Origin of the sequence: Serratia sp. H402Y (assembly GCF_051172415.1) — a bacterium.
Lineage (GTDB): Bacteria > Pseudomonadota > Gammaproteobacteria > Enterobacterales > Enterobacteriaceae > Serratia > Serratia ureilytica.
On record NZ_JBPIYZ010000001.1, the window covers coordinates 2,834,318 to 2,853,553 of the forward strand.

Annotated in this window: 19 protein-coding genes; 6 read left to right on the forward strand and 13 right to left on the reverse strand. The window is 60.8% G+C overall.

All coding sequences use genetic code 11. The annotated features are described in order from the left end of the window. The first annotated feature begins 59 nt into the window (after positions 1–59). Positions 60–1,052, forward strand: coding sequence for a bile acid:sodium symporter family protein (locus ACSBQS_RS13730; protein WP_033643958.1), 993 nt, complete (start codon positions 60–62; stop codon positions 1,050–1,052). A 27-nt stretch (positions 1,053–1,079) separates the two neighbouring features. Here the strand turns inward: ACSBQS_RS13730 and ACSBQS_RS13735 are convergent, their stop codons facing one another. From ACSBQS_RS13735 to zipA, 3 genes are all read right to left on the reverse strand, one after another. Beyond that, positions 1,080–1,295 carry a DUF3820 family protein gene (locus ACSBQS_RS13735; protein ID WP_172755763.1) on the reverse strand — a complete coding sequence of 72 codons (216 nt, stop codon included), beginning with the start codon at positions 1,293–1,295 and terminating at the stop codon, positions 1,080–1,082. Further along, positions 1,295–3,316, reverse strand: coding sequence for an NAD-dependent DNA ligase LigA (gene ligA, locus ACSBQS_RS13740; RefSeq protein WP_197665923.1), 2,022 nt, complete (start codon positions 3,314–3,316; stop codon positions 1,295–1,297). Before ligA ends, ACSBQS_RS13735 begins: the two co-directional genes overlap by 1 nt. 79 nt (positions 3,317–3,395) lie before the next feature. After that, complete coding sequence (gene zipA, locus ACSBQS_RS13745; protein ID WP_434990808.1) at positions 3,396–4,421, reverse strand: cell division protein ZipA; 1,026 nt, start codon at positions 4,419–4,421, stop codon at positions 3,396–3,398. A gap of 221 nt (positions 4,422–4,642) precedes the next feature. Here zipA and cysZ point away from each other — a divergent pair, with 221 nt between their 5' ends. The 5 genes from cysZ (at position 4,643) to crr (ending at position 9,545) form a co-directional block, all read left to right on the forward strand. Further along, the gene (cysZ, locus tag ACSBQS_RS13750; protein ID WP_033643961.1) at positions 4,643–5,401 is read left to right on the forward strand and encodes a sulfate transporter CysZ; all 759 of its coding nucleotides are present in this window, start codon (positions 4,643–4,645) and stop codon (positions 5,399–5,401) included. 185 nt (positions 5,402–5,586) lie between these two features. Further along, complete coding sequence (cysK, locus tag ACSBQS_RS13755) at positions 5,587–6,555, forward strand: cysteine synthase A (RefSeq protein ID WP_016926786.1); 969 nt, start codon at positions 5,587–5,589, stop codon at positions 6,553–6,555. Between the two features lie 399 nt (positions 6,556–6,954). Further along, positions 6,955–7,212: a phosphocarrier protein Hpr gene (gene ptsH, locus ACSBQS_RS13760; protein ID WP_004936458.1), complete on the forward strand. Its 258-nt coding sequence runs from the start codon at positions 6,955–6,957 to the stop codon at positions 7,210–7,212. Positions 7,213–7,258: 46 nt separating this feature from the next. Next, positions 7,259–8,986 (forward strand): phosphoenolpyruvate-protein phosphotransferase PtsI, encoded by a 1,728-nt coding sequence (gene ptsI / locus ACSBQS_RS13765; RefSeq protein WP_004936461.1) that lies wholly within the window; start codon positions 7,259–7,261, stop codon positions 8,984–8,986. A 49-nt stretch (positions 8,987–9,035) separates the two neighbouring features. Further along, on the forward strand, positions 9,036–9,545 hold the full coding sequence (gene crr, locus ACSBQS_RS13770) for a PTS glucose transporter subunit IIA (RefSeq protein ID WP_004936467.1): 510 nt from the start codon (positions 9,036–9,038) through the stop codon (positions 9,543–9,545). A gap of 75 nt (positions 9,546–9,620) precedes the next feature. On the opposite strand, the gene ACSBQS_RS13775 is transcribed toward crr, so the two are convergent. The 10 genes from ACSBQS_RS13775 to ACSBQS_RS13820 form a co-directional block, all read right to left on the reverse strand. Next, positions 9,621–10,946 carry an ATP-binding protein gene (locus ACSBQS_RS13775; RefSeq protein WP_047025263.1) on the reverse strand — a complete coding sequence of 442 codons (1,326 nt, stop codon included), beginning with the start codon at positions 10,944–10,946 and terminating at the stop codon, positions 9,621–9,623. A gap of 6 nt (positions 10,947–10,952) precedes the next feature. Continuing rightward, entirely contained in the window at positions 10,953–11,633 is a 681-nt protein-coding gene (locus tag ACSBQS_RS13780) for a response regulator transcription factor (protein ID WP_033652557.1), read from the reverse strand. A 250-nt stretch (positions 11,634–11,883) separates the two neighbouring features. Next, positions 11,884–12,765 (reverse strand): cysteine synthase CysM, encoded by an 882-nt coding sequence (cysM, locus tag ACSBQS_RS13785; protein WP_197665921.1) that lies wholly within the window; start codon positions 12,763–12,765, stop codon positions 11,884–11,886. 80 nt (positions 12,766–12,845) lie between these two features. Beyond that, positions 12,846–13,934, reverse strand: coding sequence for a sulfate/thiosulfate ABC transporter ATP-binding protein CysA (gene cysA / locus ACSBQS_RS13790; RefSeq protein WP_033643965.1), 1,089 nt, complete (start codon positions 13,932–13,934; stop codon positions 12,846–12,848). Continuing rightward, the gene (gene cysW / locus ACSBQS_RS13795; RefSeq protein WP_342164064.1) at positions 13,924–14,799 is read right to left on the reverse strand and encodes a sulfate/thiosulfate ABC transporter permease CysW; all 876 of its coding nucleotides are present in this window, start codon (positions 14,797–14,799) and stop codon (positions 13,924–13,926) included. The genes cysA and cysW overlap by 11 nt, the downstream gene beginning before the upstream one ends. Then, entirely contained in the window at positions 14,799–15,638 is an 840-nt protein-coding gene (cysT, locus tag ACSBQS_RS13800) for a sulfate/thiosulfate ABC transporter permease CysT (protein ID WP_164107351.1), read from the reverse strand. The genes cysW and cysT overlap by 1 nt, the downstream gene beginning before the upstream one ends. Further along, positions 15,639–16,661, reverse strand: coding sequence for a sulfate ABC transporter substrate-binding protein (locus ACSBQS_RS13805; protein WP_197665920.1), 1,023 nt, complete (start codon positions 16,659–16,661; stop codon positions 15,639–15,641). A 200-nt stretch (positions 16,662–16,861) separates the two neighbouring features. Next, the gene (locus ACSBQS_RS13810) at positions 16,862–17,761 is read right to left on the reverse strand and encodes a Dyp-type peroxidase (protein ID WP_089195044.1); all 900 of its coding nucleotides are present in this window, start codon (positions 17,759–17,761) and stop codon (positions 16,862–16,864) included. A gap of 182 nt (positions 17,762–17,943) precedes the next feature. Next, positions 17,944–18,531, reverse strand: a complete 588-nt coding sequence (locus ACSBQS_RS13815; RefSeq protein WP_004936494.1) for an RpoE-regulated lipoprotein — start codon at positions 18,529–18,531, stop codon at positions 17,944–17,946. A 157-nt stretch (positions 18,532–18,688) separates the two neighbouring features. After that, positions 18,689–19,153: a DUF2919 domain-containing protein gene (locus ACSBQS_RS13820; protein WP_033652563.1), complete on the reverse strand. Its 465-nt coding sequence runs from the start codon at positions 19,151–19,153 to the stop codon at positions 18,689–18,691. Between the last annotated feature and the right edge of the window lie 83 nt (positions 19,154–19,236).

Here is a 19,236-nt window from a genome sequence, read left to right on the forward strand (position 1 = left end):
TTATTATATGTCCGCGCGGGAGAATAGCCCTATCGATTTTCGACCCTGAGCGCACCGCCATGAGATTTCTGCCCGATCGTTTTACCCTGACGCTGATCGCTACCGTGCTGCTGGCGTCGTTCCTGCCGGCGCGCGGCGAGTTCGTCGGCTGGCTCAACGCCCTGACCATCGCCGCCATCGCCCTGCTGTTCTTCATGCACGGCGCCAAGCTGTCGCGCGAGGCCATCCTGGCCGGCAGCAACAACTGGCGGCTGCATCTGTGGGTGATGTGCAGCACCTTCATCATTTTTCCGGCGCTGGGCGTGCTGTTTGCCTGGTGGGCGCCGATCGACGTCAGCCCCGAGCTGTACGCCGGTTTCATCTACCTGTGCATCCTGCCGGCCACCGTGCAATCGGCCATCGCCTTCACCTCGCTGGCGGGCGGCAACGTCGCGGCGGCGGTATGCAGCGCTTCCGCCTCCAGCCTGCTCGGGATCTTCGTGTCGCCGCTGTTGGTCGGCTTGTTGATGAATGTGCACGGCGATACCGGCGGCCTGCGGCAGGTCGGTTCGATCGTGCTGCAGCTGCTGGTGCCGTTCGTCGCCGGTCACCTGCTGCGGCCGCTGATCGGCGGCTGGATCGAACACCATCGGCCGCTTATCGGTAAAACCGATCAGACTTCAATTCTGCTGGTGGTGTACGCCGCCTTCAGCGAGGCGGTGACGCACGGCATCTGGCATCAGGTAGGGATGGGCTCACTGGCGTTTATCGTCGGCGGCAGCATCGTGCTGCTGGCGATCGTGCTGGTGGTGAACACTTACATGGCGCGCTGGCTGGGGTTCAGCAAAGCGGACGAGATCACCATCGTATTCTGCGGTTCGAAGAAGAGCCTGGCGAACGGCATTCCGATGGCCAATATCCTGTTCCCGGCGGCGACGGTGGGGATCATGGTGCTGCCGCTGATGGTGTTCCATCAGGTGCAGCTGATGACCTGTGCGGTATTGGCGAAAAGGTATCAGCGCAAGCAGCGGGCGCAACAGGCGGTGCCCAACGCGCAGGCGTCGCGCGGGTAAAAAAAAGACGGGCCAAGGCCCGTCAGTTCAGCTTTTCTTCAGCGGCTTGACCAGGTGGTCAAGCCCTTCGATTTTAATCGCCAGCGTCATCTCCATCAGCATGCCGAGCTTGCCTTTGGGGAATTCGCCCTTACGGGCGAACCACAGCAGGTACTCTTCGGGCAGGTCGATCAGCACCCGCCCCTGGTACTTGCCGAACGGTATCACGGTGTTGGCGATCTCCAGCAGGTTTTCCTTTTCCATCAGTCACCCAGCAGGCGGATCATTTCCGCTTCGTCGATCACGGCGATACCCAGCTCCTGCGCCTTCGCCAGCTTGGAGCCGGCCGCCTCGCCGGCGATCACCAGATCGGTTTTCTTCGACACGCTGCCGCTGACCTTGGCGCCCAGCGCCGTCAGGCGATCTTTGGCTTCGTCGCGCGACAGCTGGCTCAGCGAGCCGGTCAGCACCACGGTTTTGCCGGCGAACGGGCTGTCTATCTCTTCCGCCGCCACCACCACCGGCGCCGGCCAGTGGATGCCGATCTCGGCGCCCACCAACTCGTTGATCACCTGCTGATTGAGCGCTTCATCGAGGAAGTTGCGCGTATGTTTGGCCACCACTTCGCCGACGTCCGGCACCTCTTTCAGCGCCTCGATGTCGGCGGCGAACAGCTTCTCGAGCGATCCGAAATGCGCCGCCAGGTTGGCGGCGGTCGCTTCGCCGACCTCGCGAATGCCGAGCGCATACAGGAAGCGAGCGAAGGTGGTCTGCTTGGATTTCTCCAGCGCGTTGACCAGATTCTGCGCCGATTTCGGCCCCATGCGATCCAGGCCGGTCAGAATGCCGGCGGACAGCCGGAACAGATCGGCCGGGTTCTTCACGTACTCCTTGTCCACCAGCTGCTCGATGATCTTGTCGCCCATGCCTTCAACGTCCAGCGCGCGGCGGGAAACGAAATGCTTCAACGCCTCTTTGCGCTGCGCGCCGCAGATAAGACCGCCGGTGCAACGCGCCACGGCCTCGCCTTCCACGCGCTCAACGTCGGAACCGCACACCGGGCAGTGCAGCGGGAACACCACTTCGCGCGCATCCTGCGGCCGACGGTCTTCCAGCACGCCCACCACCTGCGGGATCACGTCGCCGGCGCGGCGCACGATCACCGTATCGCCGATGCGCAGCCCCAACCGCTCAATTTCATCGGCGTTGTGCAAGGTGGCGTTGCTGACGGTCACCCCGGCCACCAGCACCGGCTCAAGGCGCGCTACCGGCGTAATCGCGCCGGTGCGGCCAACCTGAAACTCCACTTCGCGCACCACGGTGATCTGCTCCTGCGCCGGGAATTTGAACGCCGTCGCCCAGCGCGGCGCACGCGCCACGAAGCCCAGCGTTTCCTGCAGATCGATGTCGTCAATCTTGATCACCACGCCGTCAATATCGAAACCGAGCTGTGCGCGGTCCCGCTCGACCTGGCGATAGAACGCCAGCACTTCCTCGCTGCCGGTGCGGCGCTGGGCGCGATCGCTGACCGGCAGGCCCCAGGCCTTGAACTGCATCAGGCGTTCAAAGTGGCTGCGCGGCAGCTCGCCGCCTTCCAGCAGCCCGACGCCATAGCAAAAGAAGGTCAGCGGACGTTTGGCGGTAATGCGCGGATCGAGCTGGCGCAGCGAACCGGCGGCGGCGTTGCGCGGATTGGCGAACACCTTGCCGTCTTTGCGCCGCGCCTCTTCGTTCATCTGTTCAAACCCTGCCTGCGGCATGAACACTTCGCCGCGCACTTCCAGCCGGCGCGGGATGTTGTCGCCGGTCAGGCGCAGCGGGATGGCGCGAATGGTGCGCACGTTGGAGGTGATGTTCTCGCCGGTGGTGCCGTCGCCGCGCGTCGCCGCACGCACCAGCTCACCGTCTTCGTACAGCAGGCTGACCGCCAGGCCGTCCAGCTTCAGCTCGCAGCAGAAGGTCAGCGGATCGCTGCTCTTGAGCCTGTCCTGCACGCGCTTGTAAAACGCCAGGAAGCTCTCTTCGTCGAACACGTTGTCCAGCGACAGCATCGGCACTTCGTGACGCACCTGGTCAAACGCCGCCAGCGGCGCCGCGCCCACGCGCTGGGTCGGCGAATCGGCGGTGATCAGCTCCGGATGCGCGCTCTCGAGCTCGCGCAGCTCGCGCATCAGGCGGTCATATTCCGCATCCGGCACTTCGGGCGCATCCAGCACATGATACTGGTATTCATGATGGCGCAATGTGGCTCGTAGTTGATTGATTTGTTGGATTATCGATTCCATGGCTCACCATCAAAGATAAAAAACCCCCGGCTAGCGGGGGCTTTGTTGTTACGGATGTTCAGTGCGCGCGGCAACCCGGTCAGGCGTTGTTTTCCAACACTTCACGGATACGCGCTTTGTAGGTTTCCAGCTTCTGCGGCGTCATCATGCGGCGCTCGTCGTCCAGCACCACACCGCCCACGTCGTCGGCGATGCGCTGCGCCGACTGCAGCATCAGCTTGAAGTTCTGATTGGCGTCGCCGTAAGACGGCACCATCATGAACATCGACACGCCCGGCGTGGAGAAATCGGACATCATGTCAGGATCGAACGACCCCGGCTTGACCATGTTCGCCAGGCTGAACAGCACCGGGCCGCTGCCGGCCGGGCTGATATGGCGGTGGAAGATGCCCATCTCGCCAAACTGGAAGCCCGCCTGCAACACGCTCTGCAGCAGCACTTCGCCGCCGATCACGCCGCCCTGATGGGCCGCGACGTGCAGCACCAGCACGGTCTCTTTCAGTTTAGCCTGTACTGGCGCAGCGGCCGGCTGTTGCGGCTGCGGTGCAGGTTCCGACGCAGGCTTCACTTCCGGCGCTTGCTGCACCGGGGCGGATTCGGCGTGGAATGCCGGTTCCGCCCCCAGCGGCGCCTCATGTTCATGCGGCAGATCGTCAACGCGCGGCTCGCGGCGCGCGGCCGGTTGCGGTTGCTGCGGCTCGGCCGGTTCTTCGTCCGGCGCGTAGTTGTTCAGCAGGATGTCATCGTACTCCGGCCGCTGAGACAGCGGAGGCGGCGTCTGATGAGCAGCCGGCTGAACGGCGCGGGGCGCAGGCGCAGCCGCCGGAGCGGGCTTCGGCGCGGCCACGGGTTCTTCGCGTGCGGCATCGAAATGGCCGAATGACGGCTCGTCTTGCGGGTGAGCGGCGCGTACGCGCACCTCACCGACGCCTTCTTCGAGATCGTCGATCGGAGTTTGTTCACGTTCCTTTTGGGAACGTTTGGCTGGGCGATCGCGGAAGAGCGCTGACCGTTCTTTGCGACTGGTCCACAGACCGTGCAATAACAGCGCTATTATGGCGATCGCGCCAACAACGATTAATATCAGACGCAAATCCTGCATCATTGCTATCTCTGTTGTTCCAATACATTGCCACCGCGGCAAACATTCACTCTTTAACTCTATTTGCCCGCGCACACAAGTGCAAGTCCGTGCTGAACTTTATGCCAATAAAGATGATTATACTGCCTTTTTCTGCTGGTTTTTCAGCCAACCCTACCCTAGCCAGTGGAAAATCATCCCTATATGATAATGATGCCTGTTCAGACAACGAGATAACTTAAGATATGTCCTATACGCAGCCCCCTTCCCGTTCCACCAGCGGCATTCATTATTTCGCCGAAGGCTGGCGCCTGATTTCGCGCCCGGGGATTAAACGCTATGTGGTCCTGCCGTTGCTGGTCAACGTGCTGCTGATGGGCTCCGCTTTCTGGTGGCTGTTCAGCCGCCTCGGCGACTGGATCCCGGCGATGATGAGCCACGTTCCCGATTGGCTGCAATGGTTGAGCTACCTGCTGTGGCCGCTGGCGGTCATTTCGGTGCTGCTGGTGTTCAGCTATCTGTTCAGCACCCTCACCAACCTGATCGCCGCCCCGTTCTGCGGCCTCCTGGCCGAACAGCTCGAAGGCAGCCTGACCGGCAAACCGCTGCCGGACACCGGCCTGCTCGGCATCGCCAAAGACCTGCCGCGCATCATGGCGCGCGAATGGCGCAAGCTGATGTATTACCTGCCGCGCGCGCTGCTGCTGCTGGCGCTGTACTTCGTGCCCGGCATCGGCCAGACGGTGGCGCCGGTGCTGTGGTTCCTGTTCAGCGCCTGGATGCTGGCGATCCAGTATTGCGACTATCCGTTCGACAACCACAAGGTGAGCTTTGCCGATATGCGCCGCGCACTGCGCCAGCACAAAACCGACAATCTGCAGTTCGGCGCGCTGGTCAGCCTCTTCACCATGATCCCCATCCTCAACCTGGTGATCCTGCCGGTCGCCGTCTGCGGCGCCACCGCGATGTGGGTCGATCGCTACCGCTCGCAATTCGTCCGATAATCGCCGTTTTTTACCGCCGACAGCGCGGGAATTTTCGACAGGGCGCGCATTTCGCGCCCTTATCATTGTGCTTAAAACTTATTTCCTAATAACATATAGATATACCAATTCTTTACTTCCCTGCCGGTACTGTTAGCGTATGCTTTCGATGTTCCCCACATTTTCATAGAGTTAAAGGACGGGCTATGAGCAAGATATATGAAGACAACTCATTAACAATCGGCCATACGCCGCTGGTTCGTCTGAACCGTATCGGCAACGGACGCATTCTGGCCAAGGTTGAATCACGCAACCCGAGCTTCAGCGTCAAATGCCGCATCGGTGCCAATATGATTTGGGATGCGGAACAACGCGGCGTGCTGACCGCCGGCAAGGAACTGGTGGAGCCGACCAGCGGCAACACCGGCATCGCGCTGGCCTTCGTGGCCGCCGCGCGCGGCTACAAGCTGACGCTGACCATGCCGGAAACCATGAGCATTGAGCGCCGCAAGCTGCTCAAGGCGCTGGGCGCCAATCTGGTGCTGACCGAAGGGGCGAAAGGCATGAAAGGCGCCATCGCCAAAGCGGAAGAGATCGTCGCTACCGATCCGAACCGCTACCTGATCCTGCAGCAGTTCAGCAACCCGGCCAACCCGGCCATCCATGAAAAAACCACCGGTCCGGAAATCTGGGAAGACACTGACGGGGAAGTCGACGTGTTCATCTCCGGCGTCGGCACCGGCGGCACGCTGACCGGCGTCAGCCGCTACATCAAGAACACCAAAGGCAAAGCCATCACCACCGTGGCGGTCGAGCCGACCGACTCGCCGGTCATCAGCCAGGCGCTGGCCGGTGAAGAGCTGAAGCCGGGCCCGCACAAAATTCAGGGCATCGGCGCCGGCTTCATTCCAGGCAACCTCGATCTGGACCTGGTGGATCGCGTCGAAAAAATCTCCAACGACGAAGCCATCAGCATGGCGCGCCGTCTGATGGACGAAGAAGGCATCCTGGCGGGCATCTCCTCCGGCGCAGCGGTCGCGGCGGCGGTAAAACTGGCCGAAGAACCGGCGTTCGCCGACAAGACCATTGTGGTTATCCTGCCCTCTTCCGGCGAACGTTATCTCAGCACTGCGCTGTTTGCCGATCTGTTCACCGAGCAGGAATTGCAGCAGTAATTCCGGCACTGCACAAATCGCTAAAAAAGCACCCCACGGGGTGCTTTTTTGTGGACTGGATCAAACTTTATAGCAGTCCAAGATTGCTTTTGCCCGTCGCCTTTAGTATTTAACGGTGCATTATTTCGATGCGCAAAATTAATCACTCTCCGAGCCCGGTCAAGGCTGAATCGATTTACTCATCTGTCGCCGACGCGGCGAATCGGGCATAATGGGGAGCGGATTGGAACGACGTCAAAAGCCGAGTTTTTTGATCTGAAGTGCCTAACGCGTCGTTTTCTGTTGCATCAACGTTCGCCCCTGTCCATAGTCAGGCGCTATAACCAGACAAGCTAAAGTCAGGCCACTGGGCTAAACTTTAGCTCCACAACATTAATCCAATAAGTTGGGGAAACATCAATGTTCCAGCAAGAAGTTACTATTACCGCTCCGAATGGTCTGCATACTCGCCCTGCCGCTCAGTTCGTTAAAGAAGCAAAAGGCTTCACGTCTGACATCACCGTAACCTCCAACGGCAAAAGCGCCAGCGCCAAAAGCCTGTTCAAACTGCAAACTCTGGGGCTGACTCAAGGGACCGTAGTGACCATCTCCGCTGAAGGTGAAGACGAGCAGAAAGCCGTTGAGCACTTGGTAAAACTGATGGCAGAGCTTGAGTAATCGGCCCGTCTTTTTAGTTAACACCAGTCAAGAGTAAGGTAGGGTTATGATTTCAGGCATTTTAGTATCACCGGGCATCGCTTTTGGTAAGGCTCTCTTGCTGAAAGAAGACGACATTGTCATCAACCGGAAGAAAATCTCTGCTGATCAAGTAGAGCAGGAAGTCTCGCGTTTTCTGGCCGGCCGCGCGAAAGCGTCCGAACAGCTGGAAGCGATCAAGACCAAAGCTGGCGAAACCTTCGGCGAAGAGAAGGAAGCTATCTTCGAAGGCCACATCATGTTGCTGGAAGACGAAGAGCTTGAGCAGGAAATCATAGCCCTAATCAAAGACGATCTGGCCTCCGCAGACGCCGCCGCCTACACCGTGATCGAAGGCCAGGCGAAAGCGTTGGAAGAGCTGGACGACGAATACCTGAAAGAACGCGCCGCCGACGTGCGCGACATCGGCAAACGCCTGCTGCAGAACATTCTGGGCATGCCTATCGTCGATCTGGGCTCCATTCAGGACGAAGTGATCCTGGTGGCCACCGATCTGACCCCGTCCGAGACCGCGCAGCTGAACCTGGACAAAGTGCTGGGCTTCATTACCGATCTCGGCGGCCGCACCTCCCACACCTCTATCATGGCGCGCTCCCTGGAGCTGCCGGCGATCGTCGGCACCAGCGACGTGACCAAGCAGGTGAAGAACGACGACTATCTGATTCTGGACGCGGTTAACAACCAGATTTACGTTAACCCGACCGCTGACGTTATCGATCAGCTGAAAGCCGCCCAGAACCAATACATCACTGAGAAAAACGATCTGGCCAAGCTGAAGGACCTGCCGGCGATTACGCTGGACGGCCATCAGGTTGAAGTCTGCGCCAACATCGGCACCGTGCGCGACGTCGCGGGTGCAGAGCGCAACGGCGCGGAAGGCGTCGGCCTGTATCGTACCGAATTCCTGTTCATGGACCGCGACTCGCTGCCAACCGAAGACGAGCAGTTCCAGGCTTATAAAGCCGTGGCGGAAGCCATGGGCTCGCAGGCCGTGATCGTCCGCACCATGGACATCGGCGGCGACAAAGACCTGCCGTACATGAACCTGCCGAAGGAAGAGAACCCGTTCCTCGGCTGGCGCGCCATCCGCATCGCGATGGACCGCCGTGAAATCCTGCACGCCCAGCTGCGCGCCATCCTGCGCGCCTCGGCGTTCGGCAAACTGCGCATCATGTTCCCGATGATCATCTCCGTGGAAGAAGTGCGCGATCTGAAAGGCGAAATCGAGACGCTGAAGGCGCAGCTGCGCGAAGAAGGCAAGGCGTTTGACGAGAGCATCGAAGTGGGCGTGATGGTGGAAACACCGGCTGCGGCGGTCATCGCTCACCACCTGGCGAAAGAAGTCGACTTCTTTAGTATTGGGACAAACGATCTAACCCAGTATACTCTGGCGGTAGATCGCGGCAACGAGCTGATTTCTCATCTCTATAACCCGATGTCCCCATCAGTGCTTGGCCTGATCAAACAGGTTATTGATGCATCTCACGCGGAAGGCAAGTGGACCGGCATGTGCGGCGAACTGGCTGGCGATGAGCGTGCTACACTGTTGTTATTGGGCATGGGGCTGGATGAGTTCAGCATGAGTGCGATTTCAATCCCGCGCATCAAGAAAATTATTCGCAACACGAATTTCGAAGATGTGAAGGCGTTGGCAGCGCAAGCCTTGGCACAGCCAACGGCACAAGACCTGATGAATTGCGTCAATAAATTCATCGAAGAAAAAACGCTCTGCTAAACTTCCACGACACTGGAACGCCGCCCAATTTAATGCTTAGGAGAAGATCATGGGTTTGTTCGATAAACTGAAATCTCTGGTTTCTGATGACAAGAAAGACACGGGCACTATCGAGATCGTCGCTCCCCTTTCTGGCGAAATCGTCAATATCGAAGATGTGCCGGACGTAGTGTTCGCTGAAAAAATCGTTGGCGACGGTATCGCCATCAAACCGGCCGGCAACAAAATGGTTGCTCCGGTTGACGGCACCATCGGTAAGATTTTCGAAACCAACCATGCATTCTCTATCGAATCCGACAGCGGCATTGAGCTGTTCGTCCACTTCGGCATCGATACCGTAGAACTGAAAGGCGAAGGCTTCAAACGCATCGCCGAAGAAGGTCAGCGCGTCAAGAAAGGTGACGTCGTTATCGAGTTCAACCTGCCACTGCTGGAAGAGAAAGCCAAGTCTACCCTGACGCCGGTCGTTATCTCCAACATGGACGAGATCAAAGAGCTGATCAAACTGTCCGGCAGCGTGACCGTTGGCGAAACCCCGATCATCCGCATCAAAAAGTAATCGCGAATGAGCAAGATAAACGGCGCCCTCGGCGCCGTTTTTTTATCCCCTTCGTCGTATCCCAATCTCGCTACGTTATGACGACCAGCGTGGGATACGCAGGGTAATGACCAGCCCCCCTTTATCGCCGTTGCGCGCCTCAACCTGGCCGCCGTGCGCCAATACCACCTTGCGGGTAATCGCCAGCCCCAGGCCGTAGCCCTTGCCCGACTGCGCCGACTTCACGCGCACGAACGGATCGAAGATGCTCGACAGTTTCGACTCCTCCACGCCCGGCCCCTGATCGCTGACGGCGAGCTGGAACTGGTTGTCGATGCGCGACAGCGCCACCGTCACCCGCTGGCCCTGGCTGGAGAAGCGCAGCGCATTGCGCACGATGTTGTCCACCGCGCGCCGCATCAGCTCCGCATTGCCCTTGACGGTATACTCCACGTCCGACTCGGCCTGCAGCACGATCTCCACGCCGGGCACCTGCGCCTCGTAGCGCGCATCGCTCACCACCGCATCCACCAGGCCGTACAGATCGAAGTACTCCTCGTCCGGCAGGCTGCTGTGTTCGGTGCGCGACAGCGCCAGCAGCTCGCCGATCATTTTATCCAGCCGCCCCGACTCATGTTCGATGCGCTTGAGCGAGGTTTCGACGTTGCCGGCGTTTTGCCGCGCCAGCCCGATCGCCAACTGCAGGCGAGCCAGCGGCGAACGCAGCTCGTGCGAGACATCGTGCAACAGCTGCTCGCGGGCGCTGACCAGCAGTTCCAGCCGCTCGGCCATGGTGTCAAAATCGCGCGCCACGTCGGACAGCTCGTCATGACGGCGCCGCATTTTCGGGAACAGCCGCACCGACAGATCGCCCTGCGCCACCCGATCCAGGCCGCCGCGCAGCTGACGCATCGGCCGGGTCAGGTTCCAGGCCAGTACGGCGCTGAACAGCAAACCGCCCAGCCCGCCGACCCACAACATCGGCGCAGGAATGTTGAAGAAATGGGAACGCCGCTCCGGCCGATACTCTTCCCGCAGCCCGCGCACGTTATAACTCAGCCAGTATCCCTGCCCTTCCCCGGTCTGCACCCAGGCGGAAATCGCTTTCGGCATCCGCCGCCCTTCAAACAGTGGTTCTTCCGGCGCGGGCGGCGGCGGTTGGGTCATCGGCGTTACCGACAGCAGACGCCTGTCGTCCTCGGGCCAGTCGCGTATCAGCGCTTCCAGCGCCGGCATGCCGCCGCTGCGCAATTGGGTGGCGGCGGAGGTCAGCTGCAGGCCGATCGCCCGCCGCGCCATGGCGTTCTCCGGCGGCACATAGCGATCGCCATAAAGAGAAAACGCCACCCACAGGGCCTGCGTCATGATGAGAAAGGTCAGCCAAAAGCCGAGCAAAATTTTCCAGAACAGTCTTCCGCGCATGTCAGGTTACCGGATGCGATAGCCGATGCTGCGCACCGTTTCGATGCTCAGCGTATTGCCGGCCAACGCGCTCAGCTTCTGGCGGATATTGCTGATATGCACATCCACGCTGCGGTCATAGGCTTCACGCGGGCGCCCCAGCCCCTTCTCGGACAATTCGTCCTTCGACACCACGCGGTCCGGCGCGCGCAGCAACAGCTCCAACAGATTGAATTCCGAAGCGGTCAGATCGAACGCCTTGCCGCGCCATTCGCTGCTGCGGGTTGAAGGGTTCAACGTCAGCTCGCCAACGCTGATGGCGGCCTCGTCGTCCGCTTCTTGCGGCCGTTCTTCGAAACGGCGCAGCACCGCGCGCAAACGCGCCACCAATTCACGCGGATAGCAGGGTTTGGGCATGTAATCGTCGGCGCCCATCTCCAGACCAATCACCCGATCGATGTTGTCACCTTTGGCGGTCAGCATGATGATCGGCAGCCGGCTCTTTTTGCGCACGTCGCGCAGCACGTCGATGCCGCTCATATCCGGCAGCATGATGTCGAGGATCATCGCGGTATAGTCGCCCGACAGCGCGCCCTCTACCCCCGCCTTGCCGGTCAGCACCAGCGTGGCGTCGAAACCTTCGCCCGTCAGGTATTCGCTCAGCATGGTGCCAAGCTCCAGGTCATCGTCGACCAGTAAAATTTTCATGCCTTGCTCCTTCACCGATTTTCGTTATTTTCCCGCCAATTTCGCCGGTCCGCAGCCGGTTTTACTCAATCCTTACACATCGCTCTTGGCGTCTCGTCACCGTTATTGTGGCCGCTGTCGCGCGATTTCTCTACTTCAGTCATGGCATTGGCGCACGGGCAAGCGGCAGCCGCCGCAAGCGGGGCTGCCGTCTGTCGAAAGGAAAGGAGGAAAGGTGTTCCCGACGGAACACACCGCCGGGAGGGCGCGCTCAGCCGAACACGCCGGTTGAAAGGTAGCGATCGCCGCGGTCGCAGACAATCGCCACCACCACGCTGCCGGGGTGAGCCGCGGCGACGCGCAAGGCGCCGACCACCGCGCCGCCGGAGCTGACGCCGCAGAAGATGCCTTCACGCTGCGCCAGCTGGCGCATGGTCTGCTCGGCATCGCCCTGTTCAATATCCAGCACCTGATCCACCAGCTCCGGGCGGAAAATACCCGGCAGGTAAGCGGGCGCCCAGCGGCGAATGCCGGGGATGCTGCTGCCCTCCGCCGGCTGCAGGCCGATGATCTGCACCTGCGGATTCTGGCTTTTCAGGTAACCGCCCACGCCGGTAATGGTGCCGGTGGTGCCCATGCTGGAAACGAAATGCGTGATGCGCCCTTCGGTTTGGCGCCAAATCTCCGGGCCGGTGGTGGTGAAATGGGCGTAGGGATTGTCCAGGTTGTTGAACTGATCCAGTACCTTGCCCTGCCCCTGACGCTGCATCTCCAGCGCCAGATCGCGCGCCCCTTCCATGCCCTGCTCACGGCTGACCAGGATCAGCTCGGCGCCGTAGGCGCGCATCGCCGCCTGCCGCTCCAGGCTCATGTTCTCCGGCATCAGCAGCTTCAGCGAATAGCCTTTCAATGCAGCGATCATCGCCAGCGCAATGCCGGTGTTGCCGCTGGTGGCCTCAATCAGCACGTCGCCGGGCCCGATCTCACCGCGCAGCTCCGCCTGCTGGATCATCGCCAACGCAGCGCGATCCTTCACCGATCCCGCCGGGTTGTTGCCTTCCAGTTTGACCCATACCTCGCTGCCCGCCTGGGCGGCCAGCCGTTGCAGTTTTACCAGCGGGGTATTCCCGATGCATTGTTCGAGCGTTGTCACGATCTTTGCCTGTGTGTTGGTGTGCGTAAAGTAAAAAGGCAACCCTGGGGTTGCCTTGAATAAAGGGCTGCTAAAACCTATCAGGCGCTTTTGGCTAACGCAACAGGTTGCAGCAGTTGATCGCCGGCATACAGCCGCGCATTGAGGCTGCCGACGTAATAACGGCCGCCGCGCACCGGCGTGGCGTTGCCTTCCGGCAGCACCACGCTGATCGGTTCCTGGTGCCAGCCGATCGGCTGCACCGTCAGCTGCCAGAAATGGCCGCGCGGACTGACTTCCAGCACCTGAACCGGCAGCGGGCAACGTTCGCTGCTTTCGGTCGCCACTTCCATTTCCCACGGGCGCAGGAACAGGTCGACGCTGCCCTGGTGCATCGGCTGGAACGACAACGGCCACTGATGCGCACCGACGAACAGCTGGGAGCCGCGAATTTCGCCGTTCAGGCGGTTCACTTCCCCCATGAATTCCAGCACAAAGCGGCTCGCCGGTTCGCGCATGATGTCGACCGGCGACCCGACCTGTTCGATATTGCCCTGGCTCATCACCACGATGCGGTCGGCCACTTCCATCGCCTCTTCCTGATCGTGGGTGACGAACACGCTGGTGAATTTCAGCTCTTCATGCAGCTGACGCAGCCAGCGGCGCAGCTCTTTGCGCACCTGCGCATCCAGCGCGCCGAACGGTTCATCCAGCAGCAGAATCTGCGGTTCCACCGCCAGGGCGCGCGCCAGCGCCACGCGCTGTTTCTGGCCGCCGGACAGCTGCGACGGATAGCGAGTAGCCAGGTGGCCCAGCTGCACCATTTCCAGCAACTGAGTGACTTTCTGTTTGATCGCCGCGGCGTTCGGGCGCTCACGGCGCGGCAGCACGGTCAGGCCGAAGGCGATGTTATCGAACACCGTCATGTGGCGGAACAGCGCATAGTGCTGAAATACGAAGCCCACGCGCCTGTCGCGCGCGTGCATGTGGCTGACGTCGGTGCCGTGGAAGCCCAGCTTGCCGCCGCTCTGGCTTTCCAGCCCGGCGATGATGCGCAGCAGCGTGGTCTTGCCGGAACCGGACGGCCCGAGCAGCGCCACCATTTCGCCGGAAGCAATATCGAGCGAGATATCGTTCAATACCTTGGTGCGACCGAAGGACTTGTTGATGCCGTTAATCTCAATGCTCATGATTTTCCTCCCGCTCGAGACGCGCGTTTTGACGTTCCAGACGCCACTGCAGCGCGCTCTTCAAAAATAGGGTAACGATCGCCATCAGGGTCAACAGGGCGGCGGCGGTAAAGGCCCCGACGGTGTTGTAATCCTGCTGCAACAGCTCGACCTGCAGCGGCAGGCTGTAGGTTTCGCCGCGAATCGAACCGGACACCACCGACACCGCGCCGAACTCGCCGATGGCGCGCGCGTTGGTCAGCACCACGCCGTACAGCAGCGCCCAGCGAATGTTGGGCAGCGTCACGCGGCGGAACATTTGCCAGCCGGACGCTCCCAGCAGAATGGCGGCCTCATCTTCCTGGCTGCCCTGGCTGAGCATCATCGGCACCAGCTCACGCACCACGAAGGGACAGGTGACGAAAATGGTCACCAGCACCATGCCCGGCCAGGAGAACATCACCTGAATGTTATGCGCATCCAGCCAGCCGCCCAACAGGCCGTTGCTGCCGTAAAACAGCAGATAAATCAGCCCCGCCACCACCGGTGAAACGGCGAACGGGATATCGATCAGCGTCAGCAGCAGCTGGCGGCCGGGGAAGGTAAAACGCGTCACCAGCCACGCCAGCAACGTGCCGAACACCAGGTTGAACGGCACGGTGATCAGCGCGATCAGGACCGTCAGCCAAATGGCGTGCAGCATGTCCGGATCGAGCAAATTGCTCCACATCGCGCCGAATCCTTTGGAGAAGGCCTCGGCGAAAATCGATATCATCGGCACCACCAGCAGCAGCGCCGAAAACAGCGCGCCGATGGCGATCAGCGTCCACTTGCCCCAGTTGACGCGCGGGCGCTCGGCGCCGTTGAAGGCGGAAATATCAGCCATCAGTGCCCTCCTCCCAAACGTCTGCCGAAGCGGCTTTGCAATACGTTAATGCTGAACAGCAGCAGCAGCGACGCCGCCAGGATCACCGAGGCGATGGCGCTGGCCGCCGGGTAATCGAACTCCTGCAAACGCACAAAAATCATCAGCGAGGTCACTTCCGTCTTCCAGGCGATGTTGCCGGCGATGAAAATCACCGCCCCGAACTCGCCCAGACTGCGGGTAAAGGAAATGGCGGTGCCGGCCAGCAGCGCCGGCGCCACTTCAGGCAGCACGACGCGACGAAAACTCTGCCAGCGCGTGGCGCCCAGCGTCTCGGCCGCCTCTTCGTACTCCGGTCCTAACTCTTCCAGCACCGGCTGCACGGTACGCACCACAAACGGCAGGCTGGTGAACGCCATCGCCACCGCGATCCCAAGCCAGGTGAAGGTGACCTTGATGTCGAAGTGCGCCAGCCACTGCCCGTACCAGCCCGTGGTGGAAAACAGACCGGCCAGCGTCAGGCCGGCTACCGCCGTCGGCAGCGCGAACGGCAGGTCGATCAGGCCATCCAGCAGCGCACGGCCGGGAAAGCGGTAGCGCGTCAGGATCCAGGCCATCAGCATGCCGAACACCGCATTGAACAGGCTGGCGACAGCGGCCGCCAGCAGCGTCACTTTATACGCCGCCACCACCTGCGGGTTGGAAATCACTTCCCAATATTGCGCCAGGCTCATCTGCGCCAGCTGCATCACCAGCGCACTGAGCGGCAGCAGCAGAATCAAACAGGTATAAAACAGGCTGCTGCCGAGGCTGAGGCCAAATCCTGGCAGCACCCGCTTACTGGACGACAACGCCAACATTTACTTGCGCCCTGCCGCTAACAGCTGATCCAGCTCGCCGCCGGTGGCGAAGTGGGTTTTCATCACCTGCGGCCAGCCGCCGAATTGATCTTCCACGCGGAACAGTTGGGTGTCCGGGAATTGCCCCTTGGCCGCCGCCATCGCTTTCTGGTCATACACGCGGTAGTAGAAACTGGTGATCACCTGCTGCGCCGCCGGGCTGTAGAGATAGTTCAGATAGGCTTTGGCCGCCTGTTCGGTGCCGTTGCGCGCGACGTTTTTGTCGACCCAGGCCACCGGGAACTCCGCCAGAATATCGACCGGCGGCACGATCACTTCGTACTTGTCTTCACCGTATTGCTTGCGGATGTTGTTCACTTCGGACTCGAAGCTGATCAGCACGTCGCCCAAACCGCGCTCGACGAAGGTGGTGGTCGCGCCGCGGCCGCCGGTATCGAACACCAACACGTTTTTCAGGAAACGGGTCATGAAGGCGCGGGTCTTGTCCGCATCGTTGCCGTCGGCCTGGCTGGCGGCGCCCCAGGCGGCCAGATAGGTGTAACGGCCGTTGCCGGAGGTTTTCGGGTTCGGGAACACCAGCTTCACGTCGTCACGCACCAGATCGTTCCAGGTGTGGATGCCCTTCGGGTTGTCCTTGCGCACCAGAAACGCCATGGTGGAATAGAACGGCGAGCTGTTGTTCGGCAGACGCGACTGCCAGTCCGCCGGGATCAGCTGCCCGCGATCGTGCAGGATCTGCACGTCGGTGACCTGGTTGTAGGTCACCACGTCGGCGCGCAGGCCCTGCAGGATCGCCAACGCCTGCTTCGACGAGCCGGCGTGCGATTGTTTGATGGTCAGCTTGTCATTCGGATGCTGCTGATTCCATTGCTGTTCAAAGCCGGGATTCAGCGCGACGAACAATTCACGGGAAACGTCATAAGAGCTGTTCAGCAATTCTGCCGCCGACGTGGCGCCGCTCGCCAACAGCGCAGCCGCCAGCCAACCTTTCAGCACGAGATTTTTAACCCGGTTTTGTTTCATTCTGCACCTTATCACTGAGTCATTCCTTCAGGCTTTCGCCTTATTGACGACCAGTGTATTTATAACTCGGTGCGGAGCTGTAACGCTTTTATATACCGTTTAGTGATTTACAAGCATCAAACGCTATAAGGCAGGAAATGCGAGGCGTTCTGGGGCGGGAAAACAGACCGAAGCCGGACGCGCCGGCTTCGGCAACGGCGTCAAAGTGACAGCAGGCGCGTCAGCGATGGCGCAAAATAGTAGCTGCCGGTGACCGCACGGCTGAAACGCAGCATCGCGTCGCGTTTGCCGTCCAGATCGCCGAACATGCTCAGCAGTTGCTGCTCGATATTGTGCAGGCGCGCGCAATAGGCGATGAAGAACAGGCCGTGCTTGCCGCTGGCGGTGCCGTAAGGCAGGCTCTGGCGCAGAATTTTCAGGCCTTTGCCGTTCTCTTTCAGATCGACGCGGCTGACGTGCGAGGTATCCGGGCGCCGATCCGCCGGCAGCTCTTCGCTGTCGTGCTTGGTGCGGCCGATGATCTGCTCCTGTTGCTCGGTGGTAAAGCGCTGCCACTGGCGCAGGTTGTGCTCGTAGCGTTGCACCAGCACGTAGCTGCCGCCGGCGTCCTCTTCACCTTCGGCGATCGTCGCCACTGCCGGGCGTTGGTCGCCCTGCGGGTTTTCGGTGCCGTCGATGAAGCCGCTCAGATCGCGCTCTTCCACCCAGCGGAAACCGTGGGTTTCTTCCTCAATCTTGATGACGTTGCCGAACGCCGCCAGCGCGGCCTGCGCCAGCGTGAAGTTGACGTCGTGGCGCAGCGACTGGATGTGGATCAGCATATCGCGCTGGGTGGCCGGCGCCAGCCCTTTGCCGAGCGGCGTGAACGGCTTCAGCTCTTGCGCGCCCTGGCCGCTGGAGAGATCGTGCCAGACGTCGTAGCCGAAAGCGATCACCGCGCCGAGGCGCGCATCGGGGAACTGCTGCTGCAGCTCGCTCAGCGTCTGACAAAACTGTTTGCAGCCCTGGCGCAAATCGGCGAATTCGCCCTGTACGCTGGCTTCCATAAAAATGGCGAAACGGCAGTGCTCCAGCAGAATGCCGCTCTGAACCTGTGTCATGTTGTTATCCTCAATACCAGAATCCGGCAACAGGTAAGGTATGGCGGTTGACGCGCGGGGTCCCTGTTACAAACGCGCGCTATCATACCGCAAGCACAGGCGATTGCCTTGCAGCAGCGCAAAGAAAATAGGGGTAATGATTTGGACAAGCAGGCGCCGGGAACCGGCGCCCGTTGAACGCGTTACTGCTGCGGCTTGGCGTGCCAAATGATTTTGCTGACCGTCCAGCTTTTCAGGGTGTCGTCCGGCGGGATGATATCCTGCGCGCCGGCCCACTTGCCACTGAAGATGTAGGTGACGTATTTGCTCTGCTCCGCCACGCACTCCACTTTACCGGCGTCTTCGCCGCTGCCCGGCTTACAGGAGCCGAACGCCTTGCTGTACATGTCGCCGAACGGCGTGCCGAGCTTGTTGCCCCACTCCGTCGCCACTTTCGGATCCAGCACGTCCACCCGCTGCAGGCGCCCTTTCGGTTCGCCGGTGATCACCAGCTTCACCTCGTCGCCGGACAGCGCCTGATAATAAGAGACGATCTGGCCGTTGTTGGTCGCCATGCCGCCGCGCAGGCGGTAGTTGCCGTCCAGCCCGTCGTTGATGGCGCTTTCCGACATCGGCGTGCCGGCGTTGAGCTTGCCGACGCCCTTGGCGCCGACTTCCAGGCTGCTGCCGAACCAGTTGAACGGCGACAGGCTGGACCAGGAGAAATTGGACATGCTCGAACAGCCGGTCAGTAACAGCGGAAGCCCTAACAACAGGGGGCGAATATTCATCTCTAGCTCCTTAGACATCAATGGCACGGGGCGGGTCACCCGCTCCTGCCGCATTCGGCGTTTTGCTGCGTGCCAGCCTCTCACAACGGCCCGCACTACGCCAACGGTTGCCAGCTTGGAGTGCGGAAAATGCGAAAAGTGCCGCACTTCTCGGCAATTAGTCGGCGCGCTCCGCCGGCGCGAAACAGGCTTTCAGACGCGCGTTCAGCAGCAGATAGCTCAGCGCCAGCGCGTCGAGCAGCGCCAACGTCAGCTCCAGCCCCGGCGCATCGCCGTCCTGGCGCCACAGGCTGAACAGCGAGCCGCCGAACGACGCCAGCAGCGAGACAGCCAGCCCCCAGCGCCAACCGCGCCACAGCCGCGGCCATTGGTGGCGACGGCCGCTCAGCAAAAACGCCAGCGCCGCCGGCAGACCGAGCAGCATGCCGTACCAAAAGCGTTGGGTATCCGGATAAAACAACGCCAACAAGCTTTCGCCCTGCTCGCGCGAAGCGCCGGCCATCACGAACAACAGCCAGGTGCGCGCCTGCAAAATCAGCACGGCCCAAAATCCCAGCGGCAGCCGCAGCGCGCCGTGCTGATCGTAATCGTCCGGGGAAAACCGGGGTGAGAATGGCTTCAACGCTCGTTCCTTGCCAACAGAATAAAGACTATGGCTACAGATGGGCGCCGGCGATGGGAATTTCAATGCGTCGGCTTAAGAAG

Coding starts and splice junctions, on each gene's coding strand:
- ACSBQS_RS13730 (WP_033643958.1), top strand. CDS start 60: ATGAGATTTCTGCCCGATCGTTTTACCCTGACGCTGATCGCTACCGTG.
- ACSBQS_RS13735 (WP_172755763.1), bottom strand. CDS start 1,295: ATGGAAAAGGAAAACCTGCTGGAGATCGCCAACACCGTGATACCGTTC.
- ligA (WP_197665923.1), bottom strand. CDS start 3,316: ATGGAATCGATAATCCAACAAATCAATCAACTACGAGCCACATTGCGC.
- zipA (WP_434990808.1), bottom strand. CDS start 4,421: ATGATGCAGGATTTGCGTCTGATATTAATCGTTGTTGGCGCGATCGCC.
- cysZ (WP_033643961.1), top strand. CDS start 4,643: ATGTCCTATACGCAGCCCCCTTCCCGTTCCACCAGCGGCATTCATTAT.
- cysK (WP_016926786.1), top strand. CDS start 5,587: ATGAGCAAGATATATGAAGACAACTCATTAACAATCGGCCATACGCCG.
- ptsH (WP_004936458.1), top strand. CDS start 6,955: ATGTTCCAGCAAGAAGTTACTATTACCGCTCCGAATGGTCTGCATACT.
- ptsI (WP_004936461.1), top strand. CDS start 7,259: ATGATTTCAGGCATTTTAGTATCACCGGGCATCGCTTTTGGTAAGGCT.
- crr (WP_004936467.1), top strand. CDS start 9,036: ATGGGTTTGTTCGATAAACTGAAATCTCTGGTTTCTGATGACAAGAAA.
- ACSBQS_RS13775 (WP_047025263.1), bottom strand. CDS start 10,946: ATGCGCGGAAGACTGTTCTGGAAAATTTTGCTCGGCTTTTGGCTGACC.
- ACSBQS_RS13780 (WP_033652557.1), bottom strand. CDS start 11,633: ATGAAAATTTTACTGGTCGACGATGACCTGGAGCTTGGCACCATGCTG.
- cysA (WP_033643965.1), bottom strand. CDS start 13,934: ATGAGCATTGAGATTAACGGCATCAACAAGTCCTTCGGTCGCACCAAG.
- cysW (WP_342164064.1), bottom strand. CDS start 14,799: ATGGCTGATATTTCCGCCTTCAACGGCGCCGAGCGCCCGCGCGTCAAC.
- cysT (WP_164107351.1), bottom strand. CDS start 15,638: ATGTTGGCGTTGTCGTCCAGTAAGCGGGTGCTGCCAGGATTTGGCCTC.
- ACSBQS_RS13805 (WP_197665920.1), bottom strand. CDS start 16,661: ATGAAACAAAACCGGGTTAAAAATCTCGTGCTGAAAGGTTGGCTGGCG.
- ACSBQS_RS13810 (WP_089195044.1), bottom strand. CDS start 17,761: ATGACACAGGTTCAGAGCGGCATTCTGCTGGAGCACTGCCGTTTCGCC.
- ACSBQS_RS13815 (WP_004936494.1), bottom strand. CDS start 18,531: ATGAATATTCGCCCCCTGTTGTTAGGGCTTCCGCTGTTACTGACCGGC.